Source organism: Streptomyces resistomycificus (genome assembly GCF_001514265.1).
GTDB classification, from domain to species: domain Bacteria; phylum Actinomycetota; class Actinomycetes; order Streptomycetales; family Streptomycetaceae; genus Streptomyces; species Streptomyces resistomycificus.
Window position 1 is genome coordinate 74,060 of record NZ_KQ948995.1, and the last position, 17,797, is coordinate 91,856.

The following is a 17,797-nucleotide window of genomic DNA, read 5'->3' on the forward strand; positions in this document are numbered from 1 at the left end:
CCTTCGCACCCCCGTCTTCGGCTTTCGGCGTCGGGATCAGCCGCTTCCGCGGGGCGCGAACAGTTCGTCCTGCGCCCGGTCCCGCGCCGTGAGCAGCGCACCGCGCAGCACGGCCTGGCCGCCCAGGGCGCTGGCCCGTACCTCCGTGGGCAGGGGGGACAGCCGGGCCAGACGTTCCTGGACCCGGCGGGCCAGGACCTCGCCGCCCGCCCGGCCGGTCTCGCCGGCCAGCACCACGCAGCCGGGGTCCAGTACGGAGATCACGGCGGCGGCGCCGAGGGCGACGCGGTCGGCGAGCGCGTCGAGGAAGCCGTCCGCCGCGGCATCGGCCTCGGGGGCCGCGTCCGCCACCGCCTCGACAGCCGTCCGCACCAGCGCCGCGGCGTGCGGCTCCGCCGCGGACGAGGGCGCCGTCACCGCGTGCTCCGCCGCGAGTGCGGCGATCGCGCCCGCCCCGGCGACGGAGTGGAAGCCGCCGTCGCAGCCGGTCGCCGAGGGCAGGCCGACGGTCCCCGGTACCGGCAGGAAGCCGATCTCGCCCGCCCCGCCGGAGGCGCCCCGGCGCAGGGCCCCGTCGAGGACGACCGCCGCGCCGATACCCACGCCGAGCCACAGCAGCACGAAGGTGTCCCGGTCGCGGGCGGCGCCGTCGCGCTGCTCCGCGACGGCGGCGAGGTTGGTCTCGTTCTCGACGCTGACCCGGGCCTGGGGGAACCTCTCCTGCAGCGCGGCCACCAGTTGCCGGTGCCATTCGGGCAGCCCCGAGGAGTCGCGGAGGTCGCCGCTCACCGGGTCGATCAGACCGGGCGCGCCGATGCCGAGGGTGTGCAGCCGGTCGGCGCCGGCCTCCTTCGCCACCCGCTCGACGAGGGCGACCGCCTGCTCGACCGCCGGCCCGGTGCCCGCGTCGTCGCCGATCGGCACGGACGCCTCGGCGAGCACCCGGCCGAGAAGGTCGGAGACGAGGACCGCGACTCCCTCGGTACGGACGTCCAGCGCCGCCAACTGGGCGCGGTCGGCGACGATCCCGTACAGCTTCGCGTTCGGCCCGCGCCGCTGCTCGCCCGACTCCCCCACCACCGCGATCAGGCCGGAGGCGATGAGCCGTTCGACGAGGTCGGCGACGGTCGGCCGGGACAGGCCGGTGAGCTGCTTCAGCTGCCCTGCCGTCAACGGGCCCTCCTGCTGCAGCAGGCGCAGGGCGACTCGGTCGTTGATGGCCCGGGCGGTGCTCGGGGATGCGGGCATGCCGGGATCCTTCCAGATCGGCGGGGCCTGGCAGCCGGGGGCCGGATATCCCGCTATCTATCAGGCAGGCTTCCTGATAGTTTACGCGATCGCGAGTGGGGACCCGAGAACCCGGGAGGGACCGGAGAATGAGTGACGTGGTCTACGAGCAGGTCGAGGTGAGGCGGGCCCGGTACGCCGTGGCCGCCGTGTTCGCCGTGCACGGGGCTGTCACCGGCTCGTTCGCGACCCGGGTGCCGTGGATCCAGGACCATGCGTCGGTGAGCGCGGGACAGCTGGGCCTCGCCCTGGCCTTCCCCGCACTCGGCGCGTCCTTGGCGATGCCGCTCGCGGGCAGCGTCACCCACCGGTTCGGCGCCCGGAACGCCCTGCGCGGCCTGATCGCCCTGTGGACCCTGTCCCTCGTCCTGCCGGCCCTCGCCCCCAACCTCCTCACCCTCTGCCTGGCCCTGTTCGTCTACGGGGCCACGGCCGGCATGGCGGACGTCGCGATGAACGCGCTCGGCGTCGAGGTCGAGAACCGGCTGGGCCGGTCGATCATGTCCGGCCTGCACGGGCTGTGGAGCGCGGGCGCCCTGATCGGCTCGGCGGCCGGCACCCTCGCCGCGCACCTGGGCGCCGACGCCCGGCTGCACCACGCGCTGGCGGCCGGGGTGCTGACCGTGGTCGGCGTCGCCTCGTGCTCCTGGGTGCTCGACCTGCAACCCGCCGAGGACGAGGACCCGCCGCCCCGGTTCGCGCTGCCGCCCCGGTCGGCGCTGCTCATCGGCGCGGTCGGGTTCTGCGCGGTGTTCGCGGAGGGGGCGAGCCTCGACTGGTCGGCGGTGTACCTGCGCGAGCAGCTGGAGAGCTCGGCGGGCCTCGCGGCCGCGTGCACCACGGGCTTCACGCTCACCATGGCGATCGCCCGGATCGTCGGCGACAAGGTGGTGGACCGGTACGGCTCCGTGCGCACGGTGCGGGTCGGCGGAGTCCTCGCGGTCCTCGGCGGAGTGCTCATCGTCGTCGCGAACCACCCGGCCCTGGCGATGAGCGGGTTCGCGCTGATGGGCCTCGGCATCGCGGTCGTCGTACCGCTGTGCTTCGCCGCGGCGGGCCGCAGCGGGTCGAACCCCAGCCTGGCCATCGCCGGTGTCGCGACCATCACGTACACCTCGGGCCTGATCGCGCCGAGCGCCATCGGCGGGCTGGCCGAGGCGACCAGCCTGACGGTGTCGTTCGGGCTGGTGACGGTGCTGGCGTGCGGGCTGGTGGTCTTCGCGGGCGTGCTGCGCTCGGGGGACCGGGACCGGCCCAAGGTCAGCCGGCGGTCCGCGGCGGTCGCCGACCCGCGGCCCTGAACCACTCGCTCCACGGCGCGGGGCACAGGGATTCCGCGTCCCTGCGCACCAGCGCCCGGGTGCTGGTGCGCAGGGCGTGAGAATGGCCCGGGCTCTCTCACGTGAGAATGGGCCGGACCCGCACGCACGACGAAAGCGAAACCGCACCATGGATCTTGGCGTCCGCTGGAAACTGCACGGCGACGGACGCACGCCGGCGCCCGGAGCGGTGGTCCGCCCCGACGAACGGCTCTCCTGGCCCCGCACGGTCGGGCTCGGCGCCCAGCACGTGGTGGCCATGTTCGGGGCGTCGTTCGTGGCGCCGGTCCTGATGGGACTCGACCCGAACCTCGCGATCATGATGTCGGGCGTCGCGACCGTGATCTTCCTGCTCGCCACCCGGGGTCGGGTGCCCAGCTATCTGGGCTGCTCGCTGTCCTTCGTGGGCGTGGCCGCGGTCATCCGCGCCGACGGCGGTAACAGCGCCACGGTGACCGGCGCGGTCCTGGTCGTCGGTGTCGCGCTGTTCCTGGTCGGTGTCGCCGTGCAGCGCTTCGGGGCGCGGATCATCCACGCCACGATGCCGCCGATCGTCACCGGCGCGGTGGTGATGCTGATCGGCTTCAACCTCGCGCCGGTCACCGCCTCGACGTACTGGCCGCAGGACCAGTGGACGGCCCTGCTGGTCATGGCCTTCACCGCTCTGTCCGTCGTCTGCCTGCGTGGGTTCTGGTCCCGGATCGCGATCTTCCTCGGCCTGGTGTTCGGGTACGGCGTCTCGTGGGTCTTCGACCGGGTCTTCGGGCGGATCCACTCGGTGGACGCGAGCGGCAAGCTCACCGACCACTGGCGGCTCGACCTCTCCGCCGTCGGCCACGCCGACTGGATCGGCCTTCCGACCTTCCACGGGCCGTCCTTCGAGTGGTCCGCGATCCTGGTCGCGCTGCCCGTCGTCATCGCCCTGGTCGCCGAGAACGCCGGGCACGTCAAGGCGGTCGGCGAGATGACCGGCGACCCGCTGGACGACAAGCTCGGTACGGCGATCTCCGCCGACGGCATCGGCTCCGTGCTGTCCACCGCGGTCGGCGGCCCGCCCAACACCACGTACTCCGAGAACATCGGCGTGATGGCCGCGACCCGCGTCTACTCCACGGCCGCCTACTGGGCCGCCGCCGGCTTCGCCCTGCTCTTCGGCGTCTGCCCGAAGTTCGGCGCGGTCGTGGCCGCGATCCCGGGAGGTGTCCTCGGCGGCATCACCGTCATCCTCTACGGCATGATCGGCCTGCTCGGTGCGCAGATCTGGATCACCGCCAAGGTCGATCTGCGCAATCCGCTCAACCTGGTGCCGGCCGCCGCGGGCATCATCATCGGCGTCGGCAACGTCACCATGGAGTTCACCGACACCTTCTCCCTGAGCGGTATCGCCCTGGGGACCCTGGTCGTCATCATCGGCTACCACGCGCTGCGCGCGTTCGCGCCGGCCCACCTCAAGACACAGCAGCCCCTGCTCGACGAGGGGACATCGTCGTACGACGAGAACGCGCACGACGAGAACGCGCACGACGAGAAGGCACACGAGGAGAAGGCGCTCGACGAGAAGGCGGCGGGCCGGGCGGACGGTTCGTAGCGGGACGAGCATCGCGGGTGGGGACGTCCGGCTCCGTCGGCTGCGGACGGCCCTGCCCTGGTGCGCGCGGGTGAGCCACGGCGGTCCGCTCAGCGCGCCAACTCGTAGGCGTACGACGGCGTGAACGTCCCAGGTGTCCCCTTGCAACCGTCCGACTCCCCCGGCAGCTTCACCCACAGATAGCCGTCGATCCGCGACTCCCCGGTGTTCAGCGTGGGCGTGCGGCCGATCTTGCGGCCGGACGGGTCGCACCACTCGCCGTCGGCCGGGGCGCCGTTGCCGTTGCGGCTGGTGTCGATGACGGCACCGAGGCTCGACGGTCCGCCCAGGGCGGCGAGGACCTGCCGGTCGTAGGCGATCTCGTCGGCCGTGCGGTGGAAGTTGGAGACGTTGCTGAAGACACCGTCGGAGGAGGCGGCCGAGGACGCGCCCGCCTGCCGGAGCCAGCCGGCCTGCTTGGCGGCGGCGTGCCAGCCGGAGTGGCCCGCGTCGTAGTAGACCCGTGCCTTGGGGTTGGCGGCCTTGAGGACACGGCCCGCGCGGGCCAACGAGGCGAAGCGGCGGGCGCGTTCGCCCGCCGAGAGACACTCGGCCTGGGCCACCGAGTCGGGCTCCAGGATGACGATGACCTCCCCGGAGCCCAGCCCCGCGGCGAAGGCGTCGATCCAGCCGTCGTAGGCGGCGAGGTCGGGCGCGCCGCCCTGCGAGGCGCCGCCGCAGTCGCGAGCGGGGATGGCGTACGGCACGACGACGGGCACCCGGGCCTGTGCGCTGCCGCCCGAGGTGACCGCGCGGACCCGGGAGGTGATGGTCGACGGCGTGAAGTCGGCGAACCAGACCGCCGCCGGCTGGTCGGCTATCCGGGAGGCGATGACCGCGTGCCGCGCGTCGCCGTCGTGGGCGCGGACCCAGTCGAGCACCTGGGACTCGGGATGGCGGTAGAGCCGGGTGGACGCGGCGGCGGTGCGCCGCTCCTCCCGCTTCTCGCTCTGCGTGGGGGACGGCGTGGGACTCGCCTTCTTCTTCGGGGACGGCGACGCGGAGCCGCTCGCGGCGGGGGAGGCGGACGGCGTCGGTACGGCCGGCAGCGGTGCCAGGTACGGCGAGCTGGTCACCCCGCCCCTCGCCTCGTCGGCGTCGCGGCGGTCGTCGAGGGCGGACAGCATCCCGGTCGCGGTGCCGATCGCGACCACCACCGAGGCCGCCGCGACCATGGCGCCGCGCCACGCGGTCCGCCTGCGTTCGGCCCGCCGTGCGGCCAGCCGCCGCGCACGTAAGCCTGACACGGTGCAGCCCCCCCTCGTGCTCCCCCACGGCGGGCGCGTTCCCCCGTTCTGGGGAAGCGTCGGGCCCGCCGGTACCCGGGCCAGCCTAAAGCTGCGACTCTGCCCACATGGTGCAATGCGAACAAGTCACCGCCCCCGTCGAGCCGGTCACCACTCCCGTCGACGGGGTCGTCGCCCGGATGCGCGCGCTCGACGCGACGCTGCCGGAGGGCGACGGGCTCGCGGTCTTCAACCGCGTCTACCTCGCCGTCACCGAGGCGGTCGACCGGCGTATCGACAGCGGCCGGTTCGGGGACGCGCGGGTGGCGATCACGCTGGACGTGCGGTTCGCCGAGCGCTACCTGGAGGCCGTGGAGGCGGCTGCCGACGAGCGGCGCCCGCCGGCCTGCTGGCGGCCGCTGTTCCAGTTCCGCCGCCATCCCGGCGTACGACCGCTGCAGTTCGCGCTCGCGGGCATCAACGCGCACATCGGGCACGACCTGGCGCTCGCCGTGGTGGACACCTGTCGTACCCTGCACTGCGAACCCGCCGACGTGGAGGGTGAGTTCGACCGCGTGGGTGATCTCCTCGTGTCGTTGGAGGAGCGCATCCGCGAAGAGCTGATGCCGGGTCCCGACCTCCTCCAGATCGCCGACCCGCTCACCCATCTGCTCGGTTCGTGGAGCCTGGAGCGCGCCCGGGAGGCGACCTGGACCGCGGCGCGGGCGCTGTGGGTGCTGCGCCGACTGCCCGACGTCGCCGAGGAGTTCACCGAGCGCCTGGACGCGGCGGTGGGCCTGGCGGGCCGCATGCTGCTCACGCCGCTGCCCGACCGCTGAGCCGGCTCCCCGGTCTAGTCCTCCGGCAGCTCGACGGGCGCGATCTCGTCGTACACGTCGCCCGGGCCCGGGTTGGTCGCGTCGGTCGTTCCGCCGAAGTGGTGCATGACTCCCCACACCGCGTTCAGCGCGGTCTGGACGGCGCCCTCGGCCCAGCCGGCCGTCCAGGAGATGTCGTCACCGGCGAGGAAGACGCCCCGCTTGTCCTCGGGCAGCCGGTCCTGCATGAAGTGGGTGAACAGGCGCCGCTGGTAGCGGTAGTGGCCGGGCAGGTTGGCCTTGAAGGCGCCCATGAAGTAGGGCTCGTTCTCCCAGGAGACCGTCACCGGGTTGCCGATGACGTGCTTCCTGATGTCGACCTTCGGGTAGATCTCGCCGAGCGACTTCAGCATGACCTCCATCCGCTCGTTCGCGGACAGCGGCAGCCACTTCAGGCTGTCGTCGCACCAGGTGTACGACAGGCAGATGACGGCGGGCTTGTCCGGGCCGTCGTCGAGCAGATAGGTCCCGCGCGTCATCCGGTCGGTGAGGGTCATCGACATGACGTCCCGGCCGGTCTCCTCGTCCTTGTCGAGCCAGAACGGCCGGTCGACGGGGACGAAGAGCTTGGAGCTCTCCATGTAGTGGGTGCGCTCGATCGCCGTCCAGTGGTCGATCGGGAAGAGCGAGTCGTCGCAGGCGATCTTCGACAGCAGCATCCAGGACTGGGCCGTGAAGATCGCCGCCTGGTAGGTGCGGATGTCGCCGTTCGCGTCCGTCACCGTGATCCGGTTGCCGGCGGTGCGGTGCAGCCGGGTCACGGCCGGGCGGGGTTCGCCGCCCTCGTGCAGGCTCGCGAGCGAGGTGCCGTAGGCCCAGTGCACGATCTTCTCCGGCTCGCGCTCCCACAGCCGCAGCGGCAGCTGCTGGGAGCCGCCGACGATGCCGCGGTGGTGGTCGTCGGCCTCGGTGTAGACGACGCGGAGGATCTCCAGGATGGAGTTGGGGAAGTCGGTGTCCCAGCCGCCGGTGCCGAAGCCGACCTGGCCGAAGATCTCGCGGTGCCGGAAGGACCTGAAGGCCTCGGAGTCGCAGAGGAAGCCGTAGAAGGTCTGGTTGTCGAGCTTCTCGACGAGCTTCGCCCAGATCTCGCGGATGCGCGGCACGTCGCGCTCGCGCATCGCCTGGTTCATGTCGGAGAAGTCAGCGCCCTCCTCGAGGCACTTGTTCCAGGCGGCCGCGACGTCCCGGTAGACCTGCGGCAGGTCGTCGACCGTCTCGGCGTAGTGGGACTCGCCCTTGAGGTCGACGACCGTCGAAGGGGTGGTCTCCGCGAGGGGGTTGGGGAAGGGCCGGGTCTCCAGTCCCACGAGGTCGATGTAGTGCTGGAGGGCCGTGGAGGACGGCGGGAAGCGCATCGCGCCCATCTCGGCGATGAGGGAGGGGTCGCACCCGTCGAAGCCGACGGTCCGCAGCCGGCCGCCGATCCGGTCGGCCTCGTAGACGACCGGCTTGAGGCCCATCTTCATCAGCTCGTACGCGGCCACGATGCCGGACAGTCCGCCGCCGATGACCGCGACCTCGGTGCCGTGCTCGGTCGCCGGTATCTGGCCGAGTCCCGCCGGGTGGGCGAGGAAGTCGTCGTACGCGTAGGGGAAGTCCGGGCCGAACATGGTGATCGGCGGCTGCTGCTCGTCTGCGTGCTCGACGGCGTTGGGCACGGTGGACGTCATGGGGTGCGGACTCCTTGCGCGAAAGATGCGGGGAAGATCAGGGAGGTCAGGAAGGTCAGACCAGGGACCCGTACAGGCCGGGGCGGCGGTCCCGCAGATACGGGTTCGCCTCACGGGACGCGGCCAGGAAGACGGGGTCGGCGTCGGCGAACACCAGCTGCTCCTCGCGTCCGGCACGGGTCCGCGCGACGCCGTCGGGGCCGGCCAGCGTGGAGAGCCCGACGAACTCGAACTCCCCTTCCGCACCGACCCGGTTGACGTACGCCACGTACATCTGGCTCTCGAAGGCCCGCACCGGGATCACCGACTCGGCGACGAACTGGAACGGGTGCATCTGCGCGGTCGGCACCAGCAGCAGGTCGGTACCGGCGAGGGCGTGGGCGCGGACGTTCTCCGGGAACTCGACGTCGTAACAGATCATCAGGCCGACCCGCAGACCGCCGAGTTCGGCCTGTACGACCGTCTGTTCGCCCGGCGTGAAGTGGTCGCGCTCGAAGCAGCCAAAGAGGTGGGTCTTGCGGTAGTTGGCCAGGCGGGTGCCGTCGGCGGAGATCAGCTGGGCGGAGTTGTACACCACGTCCGCGGCCCGCTCGGGGTACCCGTAGGCGATGGCGAGGCCGTGTCGGGAGGCGATCTCGGCGACCGCGTCGGCGGACTCGCCGTCGGCGGGCTCGGCGAGGCGGCCGATGTCCTCGCCGATGGCGTAGCCCGTGAGGAACATCTCCGGCGCGGCCAGCAGCGCGGCCCCGGAGGCGGCGGCCCGGCCCGCGGCCTCGTCGAGGACCTTGAGGTTCCCGACGCTCGAGCCTGGGCGGCCGGAGCTCTGGAGCAGGGCGGTGCGCATGCGTGTTCCTCACCGGGCGAAAGGAGTGGTTGTGGGGGCCACGTAGACGGTACGGGCGGCGGGCTCGGGCGGACAAGAAGGAGCCGTTGCGCGCCGGTGAGCGGATCGTTGCGTGCGCGAGGCCTGCGGCGGCGATTCGTTGCGTGCCTCGGTCGTAGCCCGGCTCCTCCTTCGGGCTCAGGTCGCCGGGGGCGTCCCCGCCGGGCGGCGGAGGGGAGGTGCCGTCCCTGGTGCGATGTGGCGGAGGGCGGGCGCCGGAAGAGTGAGGGCTGTCCGGTTCACCTGCGGAAAGGAACACCATGAACCGCCGTGCGAAGATCGCCGTGCTCGGTGCCGCGCTGCTGCTCACCACCGGTGCGACGGCCGCCGCCGTCGACGACGAGCCACGTGAGGCCGCCACGGCCGCGGGCGGCAAGCTGCGTCACACCGCCTCGGCCGCCACGGCCGACGGCGGGACCCGGGAGGCCGCCGCCCTGACCGGCACCGCCAAGCTCTACCGCTCGGCCGGCGACGACATCACCTTCTCCTTCGACGCGCACCTCTCGGCGAAGCACAAGGACGATCCGATGAAGGCGACCGGCACCTTCGAGTGGAGCCACTACCTCGACGGCGAGGGTGCCCGGGCGAAGGCGAAGGTCGACTGCCTGGTCACCGGCGGCAAGGTGGCCGTCGTGTCCGGAGTCGTCACCGACACGGACCTGCCCGGCGCGAAGGGCACCCGCGTGGGCATCACGGTGCACGACCTCGGCCGCCGCGACCGGCTCGGCTACAGCTGGGCGACGACCGAGGGCCTGGGCCCGAAGGACCTGCCGAAGTGCGTGGGGTCGGCGCCCTTCGAGAAGGTCAGGAAGGGCACCGGGAACTTCACCGTCGTGCCTTGGCACCCCGCCCTCTAGCCGCCAGGACCAGCGCGGTGAGCAGGTAGGGCACGGCGAGCGCCGCGAAGACCGTGCTGTGCGCGGCCGACGTACCGATCACCACGTAGACGCCGAACACGGCGATCGTGGCCAGCTCGGTGCCCAGGCTCGCCACCGAGGTCAGGGTGGCCCGGCTGGTGTCGTCGATGCGGTGCTGGAGCCGGACGTCGGCGAGCACTTCGGCGAGCTGGAAGCAGCCGAAGGCGAGGCCCACGAGGGCGATGCCGGCCGGGGTGCGTGCCGCGGCGCCCACGGCCAGGGCGAGCGCACCGCCGGCCAGCACCGCCGCCAGCCCGGTGGTGCCCAGGCGCTCGGCGGCGCCGGCCAGCAGACCGGCGACGGAGACCAGGGCCCAGACCACCAGGAGCAGGTAGGGCACCGTCTGGTCGGCCACCCCGGTGTCCCGGATCAGGAGCGGGGTGTACTCGTCGAGCGCGCCCCACACCGCGGCGACGGCCGGCACGAGCAGCAGGGCGCCGCGTACGGAGCCATCCCGCCGGGCCTCGGTCAGTCCGGCCCGCAGGGACGCGGTCCAGCTGTCGTGGCCGGCCGCCCCGGGCACCCGGTGCTCCGGGAACCGGGTCGCGATGGCTGCGGCCAGCACACAGGCCAGCACGCTCGCCGCGCCCACGGCCGGGTAGCCGCCGAACACGAACACCGGGCCGGCGAGTCCCATCGCGGCCATGACCGCCACCAGGCCCGCCGCCCGGGCCCGGCCCATCACGCGCGCGTACCGGTCGGCGGCGCCGAGCCGGTCGAGCTCGTCGTAGACCAGCGCCTCCAGCGCGCCGGAGCCCAGCGCTCCCCCGACGCCGTACAGGACGAAGCCGAGCGCGAAGGCCCCGTACGACGGGACGGTCACCCACAGGGCGAAGCCGGCGGCGGTCAGCAGCGGGCCGACCCACAGCAGGGTCCGTCGGGACACGGCGTCGGCCCAGGCCCCGGAGGGGACCTCAAGGAGCACGCCGGTGATCGACCAGAGGGCGAACAGGGAGGAGATCTGCCACAGGGACAGACCGGTGTCACTGAAGAGCAGCGCGTACACCGGGTACAACAGGACGAACTCGTCGAGGAACGCGTAGCCGTACAGCGTGGTCGTGAGCCGCCGTGTGCCGGTGGTGTCGGGCACACGCGCAGGTGAGAGTGTCATGAGGCCTTCCCGCAGGGACGAATCGGACACCGGGGGTACGGCGTCCGAGGCGGCCCTCGGGAGGCACGGCTGGTGGATCAATGTCGCCAGGTCATGGCACCGATGGTAGCCAGTGGGCGACCCGCTGCCCAGCGAGAATGCCGGACGGGCAACAACACCCCCGCCCGGGAGACGGCCGACCGAAGGAGTCCCGATGGAGATCGCCGCCCTTCCGCACGTCGACGAGCACACCACCTTGGTGGCGGCGGACGCCGACGCCGTCTGGCGCGGGCTGGGCGAGGTGCTGGACCAGGCGTTCTCCGGCGGCCGGCCGGCCGGGTACGCGCGCCTGGTCGGCTGCGCGGACCGCACGGCGTCGGGGCCCCGCCCGCCGGCCGAGGGCTCGACGGTGCCCGGCTTCCGGGTGGCCTCCGCCGCGCCCGGCCGGGAGCTGGTCCTGGTCGGGCGCCACCGTTTCTCGACGTACGCCCTGGTCTTCCGCCTCGACGCGGCGGGCTCGGGCCGCACCCGGCTGCGGGCCGAGACGCGGGCCCGGTTCCCCGGCCCGGCCGGCCGCCTCTACCGGCTGCTCGTCATCGGCACGGGCGGGCACGCGGTCGGCGTACGGCGGCTGCTGTCGGCGGTGCGCCGGCGCACCGAGTAGCCCGGGCCGGCCGGCTCGCTCAGGTCGGCGAACCCGACGAGAAACGGCGCAGCAGCGGCGACAGCACCAGCACGGACTTCGTCCGCTCCACGAACGGCTCCCCCGCGATCCGCTCCAGCACCCGTTCGAAATGGCGCATGTCGGAGGCGAAGACCTGGACGACCGCGTCCGCGTCGCCGGTGACGGTCGACGCGGCCACGACCTCCTGGTAGCGCTCCAGGCCCCGCCGGATGGTGTCCGGCGAGGTGTTGTGCCGGCAGTAGATCTCGACGAACCCCTCGGTCTCCCAGCCGAGGGCCGAGGGGTCCACTCGTACGGTGAAGCCCGTGATGGCCCCGGTGGCACGCAGCCGGTCCACCCGCCGTTTCACGGCGGGCGCGGACAGGCCGACCAGGTGCCCGATGTCCGCGTAGGAGCGGCGGGCGTCCTCGGCGAGGGCGTGGACGATGCGTTCGTCGAGATCGTTCAGCACTGCGGGTCGTTCACTTCACTTCTGGTGCTTCTGCTGATGGTGTTGCCGCGAGACGGGAGCGGCGATGGCCGTACACGAAGTAGAACACGAGCCCGACGGCCATCCAGACTCCGAAGACCACCCAGGTGACGGCCGACAGGCTGCCCATCATCCACACGCAGAAGCCGAGGCCGAGGGCGGGCAGCACCGGCGACAGCGGCACCCGGAAGGTGCGCGGCATGTCCGGGCGGGTCCGGCGCAGCACCACGACGGCGATGTTGACCAGCCCGAAGGCGAAGAGGGTGCCGATGCTGGTGGCGTCGGCGAGCTGGCCGAGCGGGACGGCGGCCGCGAGGACACCGCAGAACAGGGACACGATCACGGTGTTGGCGCGGGGCGCGCCGGTCTTCGGGTGGACGCGGCCGAAGACCCTGGGCATGAGCCCGTCCCGGGACATCGCGAAGAGGATGCGGGTCTGGCCGTAGAGCACCGTCAGCACGACACTCGCGATGGCGATGACGGCGCAGAAGGCCAGCAGGGTGCCCCAGAAGGTCTGGCCGGTGACCTCGCGCATGATCTGGGCGAGCGCGGCCTCGGAGTCGGTGAACCGCTGCCAGGGCTTCGCGCCGACGGCCACGGCGGCGACCAGGACGTACAAAGCCGTCACGATGACGAGGGACAGCATGATGGCGCGGGGCAGGTCGCGCTGGGCGTCCTTGGCCTCCTCGCCGGCCGTGGAGGCCGCGTCGAAGCCGATGTACGAGAAGAAGAGCGTCGCCCCGGCCGCGCTGACCCCGGCCATGCCGAGCGGCATGAAGTTCTCGTAGTTGCCGGAGCGGAAGCCCTGGACGCCGATCGCGCAGAACAGCACCAGCGCGGCGATCTTCACGACGACCATGACGGTGTTGGCGCGGGCGGACTCGCGGGCGCCGCCGAGCAGGAACGCCATCGCCAGGAGTACGACGATCAGTGCCGGCAGGTTGAAGACGCCGCCGTCGCCGGGCGGGGCGGACAGCGCGGCCGGGATGGTGACGCCGACGGTGCCGTCGAGCAGTTCGTTCAGGTACTCGCCCCAGCCGACGGCGACGGCGGCGACCGAGACGCCGTACTCCAGGACCAGACACCAGCCGCAGATCCAGGCGATCAGTTCGCCCATCGTCGCGTAGGCGTACGAGTAGGAGGATCCGGCGACCGGGATGGTGCCCGCCAGTTCGGCGTAGGAGAGAGCGGAGAACAGGGCGGTGAGGCCGGCGATGACGAACGAGAGGGTGACGGCCGGGCCCGCCTTGGGGACGGCCTCGCCGAGGACGACGAAGATGCCGGTGCCGAGGGTGGCACCGATGCTGATCATGGTCAGCTGCCACAGGCCGAGAGAGCGGCGCAGGCTGCCTCCCTCGCCCTGGCCGCCCTCCGCGACCAGGCGTTCCACCGGCTTGCGACGCATGAGGCGCGCACCGAGCCCCGGGGACGAGGGGGCGGTCTGACGGGGATGTTGCGGGGGTGCGCCTTGGTCGAGCACGCGCTGACTCCTTTGTCGCTGCCTCTGGGGGCGGCGGGGACCGGCGGCATCCCTGCGCGAGCAGGAACCCACCGAGCGGGGTCCCCGCCACGCCACGTACAGCGCATGACCCTACGAGCCAGGGCATCACGGTCGTAATGCGGCAACCTTGCGCCTACCCGCAAGATCGTTGCGTTCATCGCAGGGGTGTGGGTGTTCGTTGCGCGGGGGCTTCGGAGTGTTGCGCGGGGGCTGCCCGGAGCGGATCTCCGACGCGGGACGAGCAGGCGTCGGCCCGGTCGTCGCGCGGCACGCAGCCGGTGATCTCCACGGGCGACCGGCACCGCCCCGCGCACGCGTACGGCCCCCGGTTCTCCCGGCGGGCGGGATCAACGGGGGCCGTACGCAGTGACGTTGACGGGTCAGCTCCAGCTGGCGTGCAGCGCCTTGCCCTCGGCGTAGCCGGCCGCGCTCTGGATGCCGACGACCGCCTTCTCGGCGAACTCCTCCAGGGAGCCGGCGCCGGCGTAGGTGCAGGAGGAGCGGACGCCCGCGATGATCGAGTCGATCAGGTCCTCCACGCCCGGCCGGGACGGGTCGAGGAACATGCGGGAGGTGGAGATGCCCTCCTCGAACAGGGCCTTGCGGGCGCGGTCGTAGGCCGACTCCTCGGACGTGCGGTTGGCCACGGCACGCGCCGACGCCATGCCGAAGGACTCCTTGTAGAGACGCCCGCTGGAGTCCTGCTGGAGGTCGCCCGGCGACTCGTAGGTGCCCGCGAACCACGACCCGACCATCACGTTGGACGCGCCGGCGGCGAGTGCCATGGCGACGTCGCGCGGGTGCCGGACGCCGCCGTCGGCCCACACGTGCTTGCCGTACTTCTTCGCCTCGGCCGCGCACTCCACGACGGCCGAGAACTGCGGCCGGCCGACGCCGGTCATCATGCGGGTGGTGCACATGGCGCCGGGTCCGACACCGACCTTGATGATGTCGGCGCCGGCCTCGATCAGGTCCCGCACGCCCTCCGCGGCGACGATGTTGCCGGCCACGATCGGCACCCGCGGGTCGAGGTCGCGCACCAGCCTGATCGCGCTGATCATCGACTCCTGGTGGCCGTGCGCGGTGTCGATGACGAGCGTGTCGACACCCGCGTCGAGCAGCTGCTTCGCCTTGCCCGCGACATCGCCGTTGATGCCCACGGCGGCGGCGATGCGCAGCTTGCCCTGCGCGTCGACGGCGGGCGTGTACAGCGTGGCGCGCAGGGCGCCCTTGCGGGTGAGGATGCCCGCGAGGCGGCCGTCCTTGTCGACGGCGGGGGCGTAGCGGCGGTTGGCGTGGTCCAGCCGGTTGAAGGCCTCGCGCGGGTCGATGTCCGCGTCGAGCAGCAGCAGGTCCTTGGACATGACCACTTCGAGCTGGGTGAAGCGGTCGACGCCGGTCAGGTCCTGGTCGGTGACCACACCGACGGGCCGCTGCTCCTCGTCGACGACCACACCGGCGTTGTGCGCGCGCTTGGGCAGCAGGGCCAGCGCGTCGGCGACGGTCTGGTGCGGGGCCAGCACGATCGGCGTGTCGAGGACGTGGTGGCGGCTCTTGACCCAGGAGACGACCTCGGTGACGACCTCGATCGGGATGTCCTGCGGGATGACGACCAGTCCGCCGCGACGGGCCATCGTCTCGGCCATGCGGCGCCCGGCGATCGCGGTCATGTTGGCGACGACCAGCGGGATCGTGGTGCCCGTGCCGTCCGGGGAGCTGAGGTCCACGCCCTGCCGCGAGCCGACCGCGCTACGGCTGGGGACCATGAACACGTCGTCGTACGTCAGGTCGTACGGGGGCTGGATGTCGTTGAGGAAACGCACGTGCTGCACATCCCAGTCGTTCAGAGGTGGCCCCCGGACAGGTCAGCCAGGGGGAAGAGCACGTACTTCATTGTCCCATGTCTGCCGGAATGCGATGCCCGGGCGAATCATCCAGGCAGGTCAGAGGGGTCCTAGGAGGAACCTCCAAGGGCGAGCGCCACGGTGAGGGCCTCGGTGCGCTCCGTGGCCTGGGAGAACACCTCCTCGGCGATCTCCCACTCGTCCGGGCGGACCTTCGCGTACGGCTGCCAGTGACGTACGACGATCAGCAGCCCCCTCTCGACGGCCCCCTCGGGCCAGACGGTGTGGTCGCCGAGGCTGTCGGCCAGCGCGTCCCAGTTGTGCCCGAACCAGTCGGGCAGCTCCAGGGCCCGGGCACAGCGGTCCATCAGGCTCGCCTTGTTCGTCACCCCGTCGAGGTCCAGCGTGACCACGAGTTCCGTCATCTCAGCACCGCCCGGGAGGAGTTGTGGTGATCATCGGTGTGGCGGGTCGCGCCGTCCGTGGACGGCCGAGGGGGCGAGTCCGTGGCGGCATGCCGCCACGGACTCGCCCCCTCGTGACCATCCGTCAGGCCCCGTCCGGGTCAGCCCTGTTCAGCGCGGGCTTGGGCGCCGGCCCCGCCGCCATCAGGTAGTCCGCGGCCGACGTGTCCGTCACCAGGCTGGTGACGAGCCCGGACCGCAGGACCGCGTCGATCGCGGCCGCCTTGCGCTGCCCGCCCGCGATCGCGACGACCTCGGGGACCCGGCGCAACTGGTCGGTCTTGACGGTGATGCACCGCTCGCCCAGGTCCCGCCCGACCCGACGGCCGTCGGAGTCGAAGAGGTGGGCGGACATCTCGGCGGCGACACCGAGCGAGGCGTAGTGCGCCCGCTCCTCGTCGCTGAGCATGTCGTGCACCGTCGAGATGCCCGGCTCCCAGGAGCCGATGGAGACGCAGGCGACCGTGACCTTGTCGAAGTACTCGAAGGCCCGGGCGATCCCGGTCTGGTTGCGCAGCGCCGCCGCGGTCGCCGCGTCCGGCAGCAGCATCGGCGCGTAGATGGGGTGGGCGTCCCCGCCCGACACCTGGGCGGCGCGCCGCACCGCCTCCACCGAGCCGCGCTCGGCGGTCCCGGCGTCGTACACGCCCGTCAACTGCACCACCGTGCACGGTGGCAGCCGGTCGAGCGCCGCCGCCATGTGAATCGTGGACCGGCCCCAGGCCAGGCCCAGCACATCACCTTCGTTGACGAGCTCGGCGAGCAGGTCGGCGGCCACCTCCCCCAGGTTCTCGGGGTCGGGCGTCTCCTCCGCCTCGGCCGGGGACTCGACCACGACGGCGTGCCTGAGGCCGTAGCGGGCGCGGAGCGCGTCGGAGCGCTCCGCGTCCAGCTCGGCCGGCACGCGGATCTCGATCCGTACGAGATCCCGTTCGAGAGCGGTCTCCAGTACCCGGGCCACCTTGAATCGGCTGACGCCGAACTCCTCCGCGATCTGGATCTTGGATTTGCCCTCGAGGTAGAAGCGGCGGGCCATGGCCGCCGCCTGCACCAGCTCAGCGGGTCCCATCCGCATGGCTGACCGGCCCGCCGACATACCCGACACGGCGATCTCCTTCACTGCTGTTCACATTTCTGGATTCGCCGTTCATCCTTGCAGATCCGGCGCGCTTGATCGGTCCTGATGAGAGCCGTTCACGTTCCCTTGGTTCAGTGGTCGCACGCCCAGCTCGCCTTGGCGGTGGCCGCCTCGGCTTGGGTGCGCAATGCACGTACCGCCTCCGCCGGGTCCGATGCCCCGTAGACCGCCGAGCCGGCGACGAAGACGTCGGCGCCCGCGTCGGCGCAGCGCTCGATGGTGGAGGCCGAGACGCCGCCGTCGACCTGAAGCCACAGCTCGAGGCCGTGCTTGCTGATCAACTCGCGGGTGCGGCGAATCTTGGGGAGCATGATGTCGAGGAACGCCTGTCCCCCGAATCCCGGCTCGACCGTCATGATCAGCAGCATGTCGAGCTCGGGGAGCAGATCCTCGTACGGCTCGATGGGTGTCGCGGGCTTCAGCGCCATGGAGGCGCGGGCGCCCTTGGCCCGGATCTCCCGGGCGAGTCGGACCGGAGCGGCGGCCGCCTCGACGTGAAAGGTGACGGAACCGGCCCCCGCCTCCACGTACTGGGGCGCCCACCGATCGGGGGCCTCGATCATCAGATGACAGTCCAGCGGAGTGTCCGTCGCACGGGCCAGCGCCTCTACGACCGGCACACCGAGCGTGAGGTTCGGGACGAAATGGTTGTCCATGACGTCGACATGGAGCCAGTCGGCTCCTCCGACCGCCTTCGCCTCGTCCGCGAGGCGGGCGAAATCGGCGGACAGGATGCTGGGATTGATCTGCGCGGCCATGACCCAAGCCTGCCATGCCCTCCGGGGGTCGGCCGCAT

General features: G+C 72.2%; 16 protein-coding genes. 5 read left to right on the plus strand and 11 right to left on the minus strand.

Annotation, left to right across the window (positions count from 1 at the left end):
- Positions 1–36: 36 nt before the first annotated feature.
- Positions 37–1,248, minus strand: a complete 1,212-nt coding sequence (locus tag AQJ84_RS24820) for an ROK family transcriptional regulator (RefSeq protein ID WP_053192411.1) — start codon at positions 1,246–1,248, stop codon at positions 37–39.
- 128 nt (positions 1,249–1,376) lie between these two features.
- On the opposite strand from AQJ84_RS24820, the gene AQJ84_RS24825 reads away from it, so the two are divergent.
- Positions 1,377–2,588, plus strand: a complete 1,212-nt coding sequence (locus tag AQJ84_RS24825) for an MFS transporter (RefSeq protein ID WP_030038609.1) — start codon at positions 1,377–1,379, stop codon at positions 2,586–2,588.
- A 148-nt stretch (positions 2,589–2,736) separates the two neighbouring features.
- Positions 2,737–4,194 carry a uracil-xanthine permease family protein gene (locus tag AQJ84_RS24830; protein WP_030038608.1) on the plus strand — a complete coding sequence of 486 codons (1,458 nt, stop codon included), beginning with the start codon at positions 2,737–2,739 and terminating at the stop codon, positions 4,192–4,194.
- Between the two features lie 89 nt (positions 4,195–4,283).
- On the opposite strand, the gene AQJ84_RS24835 is transcribed toward AQJ84_RS24830, so the two are convergent.
- Entirely contained in the window at positions 4,284–5,408 is a 1,125-nt protein-coding gene (locus tag AQJ84_RS24835) for a glycoside hydrolase family 6 protein (RefSeq protein WP_053192409.1), read from the minus strand.
- 179 nt (positions 5,409–5,587) lie between these two features.
- On the opposite strand from AQJ84_RS24835, the gene AQJ84_RS24840 reads away from it, so the two are divergent.
- Complete coding sequence (locus tag AQJ84_RS24840; RefSeq protein WP_053192407.1) at positions 5,588–6,298, plus strand: DUF5995 family protein; 711 nt, start codon at positions 5,588–5,590, stop codon at positions 6,296–6,298.
- Between the two features lie 14 nt (positions 6,299–6,312).
- On the opposite strand, the gene AQJ84_RS24845 is transcribed toward AQJ84_RS24840, so the two are convergent.
- Both AQJ84_RS24845 and AQJ84_RS24850 read right to left on the minus strand, forming a co-directional pair.
- Positions 6,313–8,010, minus strand: a complete 1,698-nt coding sequence (locus AQJ84_RS24845) for a flavin monoamine oxidase family protein (RefSeq protein ID WP_053192404.1) — start codon at positions 8,008–8,010, stop codon at positions 6,313–6,315.
- 55 nt (positions 8,011–8,065) lie between these two features.
- Positions 8,066–8,854: a carbon-nitrogen hydrolase family protein gene (locus tag AQJ84_RS24850; protein ID WP_030038600.1), complete on the minus strand. Its 789-nt coding sequence runs from the start codon at positions 8,852–8,854 to the stop codon at positions 8,066–8,068.
- 299 nt (positions 8,855–9,153) lie between these two features.
- On the opposite strand from AQJ84_RS24850, the gene AQJ84_RS24855 reads away from it, so the two are divergent.
- Positions 9,154–9,750: a hypothetical protein gene (locus tag AQJ84_RS24855; protein WP_030038599.1), complete on the plus strand. Its 597-nt coding sequence runs from the start codon at positions 9,154–9,156 to the stop codon at positions 9,748–9,750.
- Here the strand turns inward: AQJ84_RS24855 and AQJ84_RS24860 are convergent.
- A complete protein-coding gene (locus tag AQJ84_RS24860) occupies positions 9,719–10,921 on the minus strand; it encodes an MFS transporter (protein WP_030038598.1) in 1,203 nt (400 codons plus the stop codon). The two genes, AQJ84_RS24855 and AQJ84_RS24860, sit on opposite strands and share 32 nt — an antisense overlap.
- A 193-nt stretch (positions 10,922–11,114) precedes the next feature.
- Here AQJ84_RS24860 and AQJ84_RS24865 point away from each other — a divergent pair, with 193 nt between their 5' ends.
- On the plus strand, positions 11,115–11,564 hold the full coding sequence (locus AQJ84_RS24865; RefSeq protein ID WP_053192402.1) for a hypothetical protein: 450 nt from the start codon (positions 11,115–11,117) through the stop codon (positions 11,562–11,564).
- 19 nt (positions 11,565–11,583) lie between these two features.
- Here AQJ84_RS24865 and AQJ84_RS24870 read toward each other — a convergent pair whose 3' ends face one another.
- From AQJ84_RS24870 to rpe, 6 genes are all read right to left on the minus strand, one after another.
- Positions 11,584–12,036 (minus strand): Lrp/AsnC family transcriptional regulator, encoded by a 453-nt coding sequence (locus tag AQJ84_RS24870; protein ID WP_053192400.1) that lies wholly within the window; start codon positions 12,034–12,036, stop codon positions 11,584–11,586.
- Between the two features lie 10 nt (positions 12,037–12,046).
- Positions 12,047–13,534, minus strand: coding sequence for an amino acid permease (locus tag AQJ84_RS24875; RefSeq protein WP_030038594.1), 1,488 nt, complete (start codon positions 13,532–13,534; stop codon positions 12,047–12,049).
- Positions 13,535–13,935: 401 nt separating this feature from the next.
- Entirely contained in the window at positions 13,936–15,378 is a 1,443-nt protein-coding gene (locus AQJ84_RS24880; RefSeq protein ID WP_030038593.1) for a GuaB1 family IMP dehydrogenase-related protein, read from the minus strand.
- Positions 15,379–15,509: 131 nt separating this feature from the next.
- On the minus strand, positions 15,510–15,824 hold the full coding sequence (locus AQJ84_RS24885) for a barstar family protein (RefSeq protein ID WP_030038592.1): 315 nt from the start codon (positions 15,822–15,824) through the stop codon (positions 15,510–15,512).
- A gap of 124 nt (positions 15,825–15,948) precedes the next feature.
- Positions 15,949–16,959 carry a sugar-binding transcriptional regulator gene (locus AQJ84_RS24890; RefSeq protein ID WP_030038591.1) on the minus strand — a complete coding sequence of 337 codons (1,011 nt, stop codon included), beginning with the start codon at positions 16,957–16,959 and terminating at the stop codon, positions 15,949–15,951.
- Positions 16,960–17,072: 113 nt separating this feature from the next.
- Positions 17,073–17,759, minus strand: coding sequence for a ribulose-phosphate 3-epimerase (gene rpe, locus AQJ84_RS24895; RefSeq protein WP_053192398.1), 687 nt, complete (start codon positions 17,757–17,759; stop codon positions 17,073–17,075).
- Positions 17,760–17,797 lie beyond the last annotated feature (38 nt).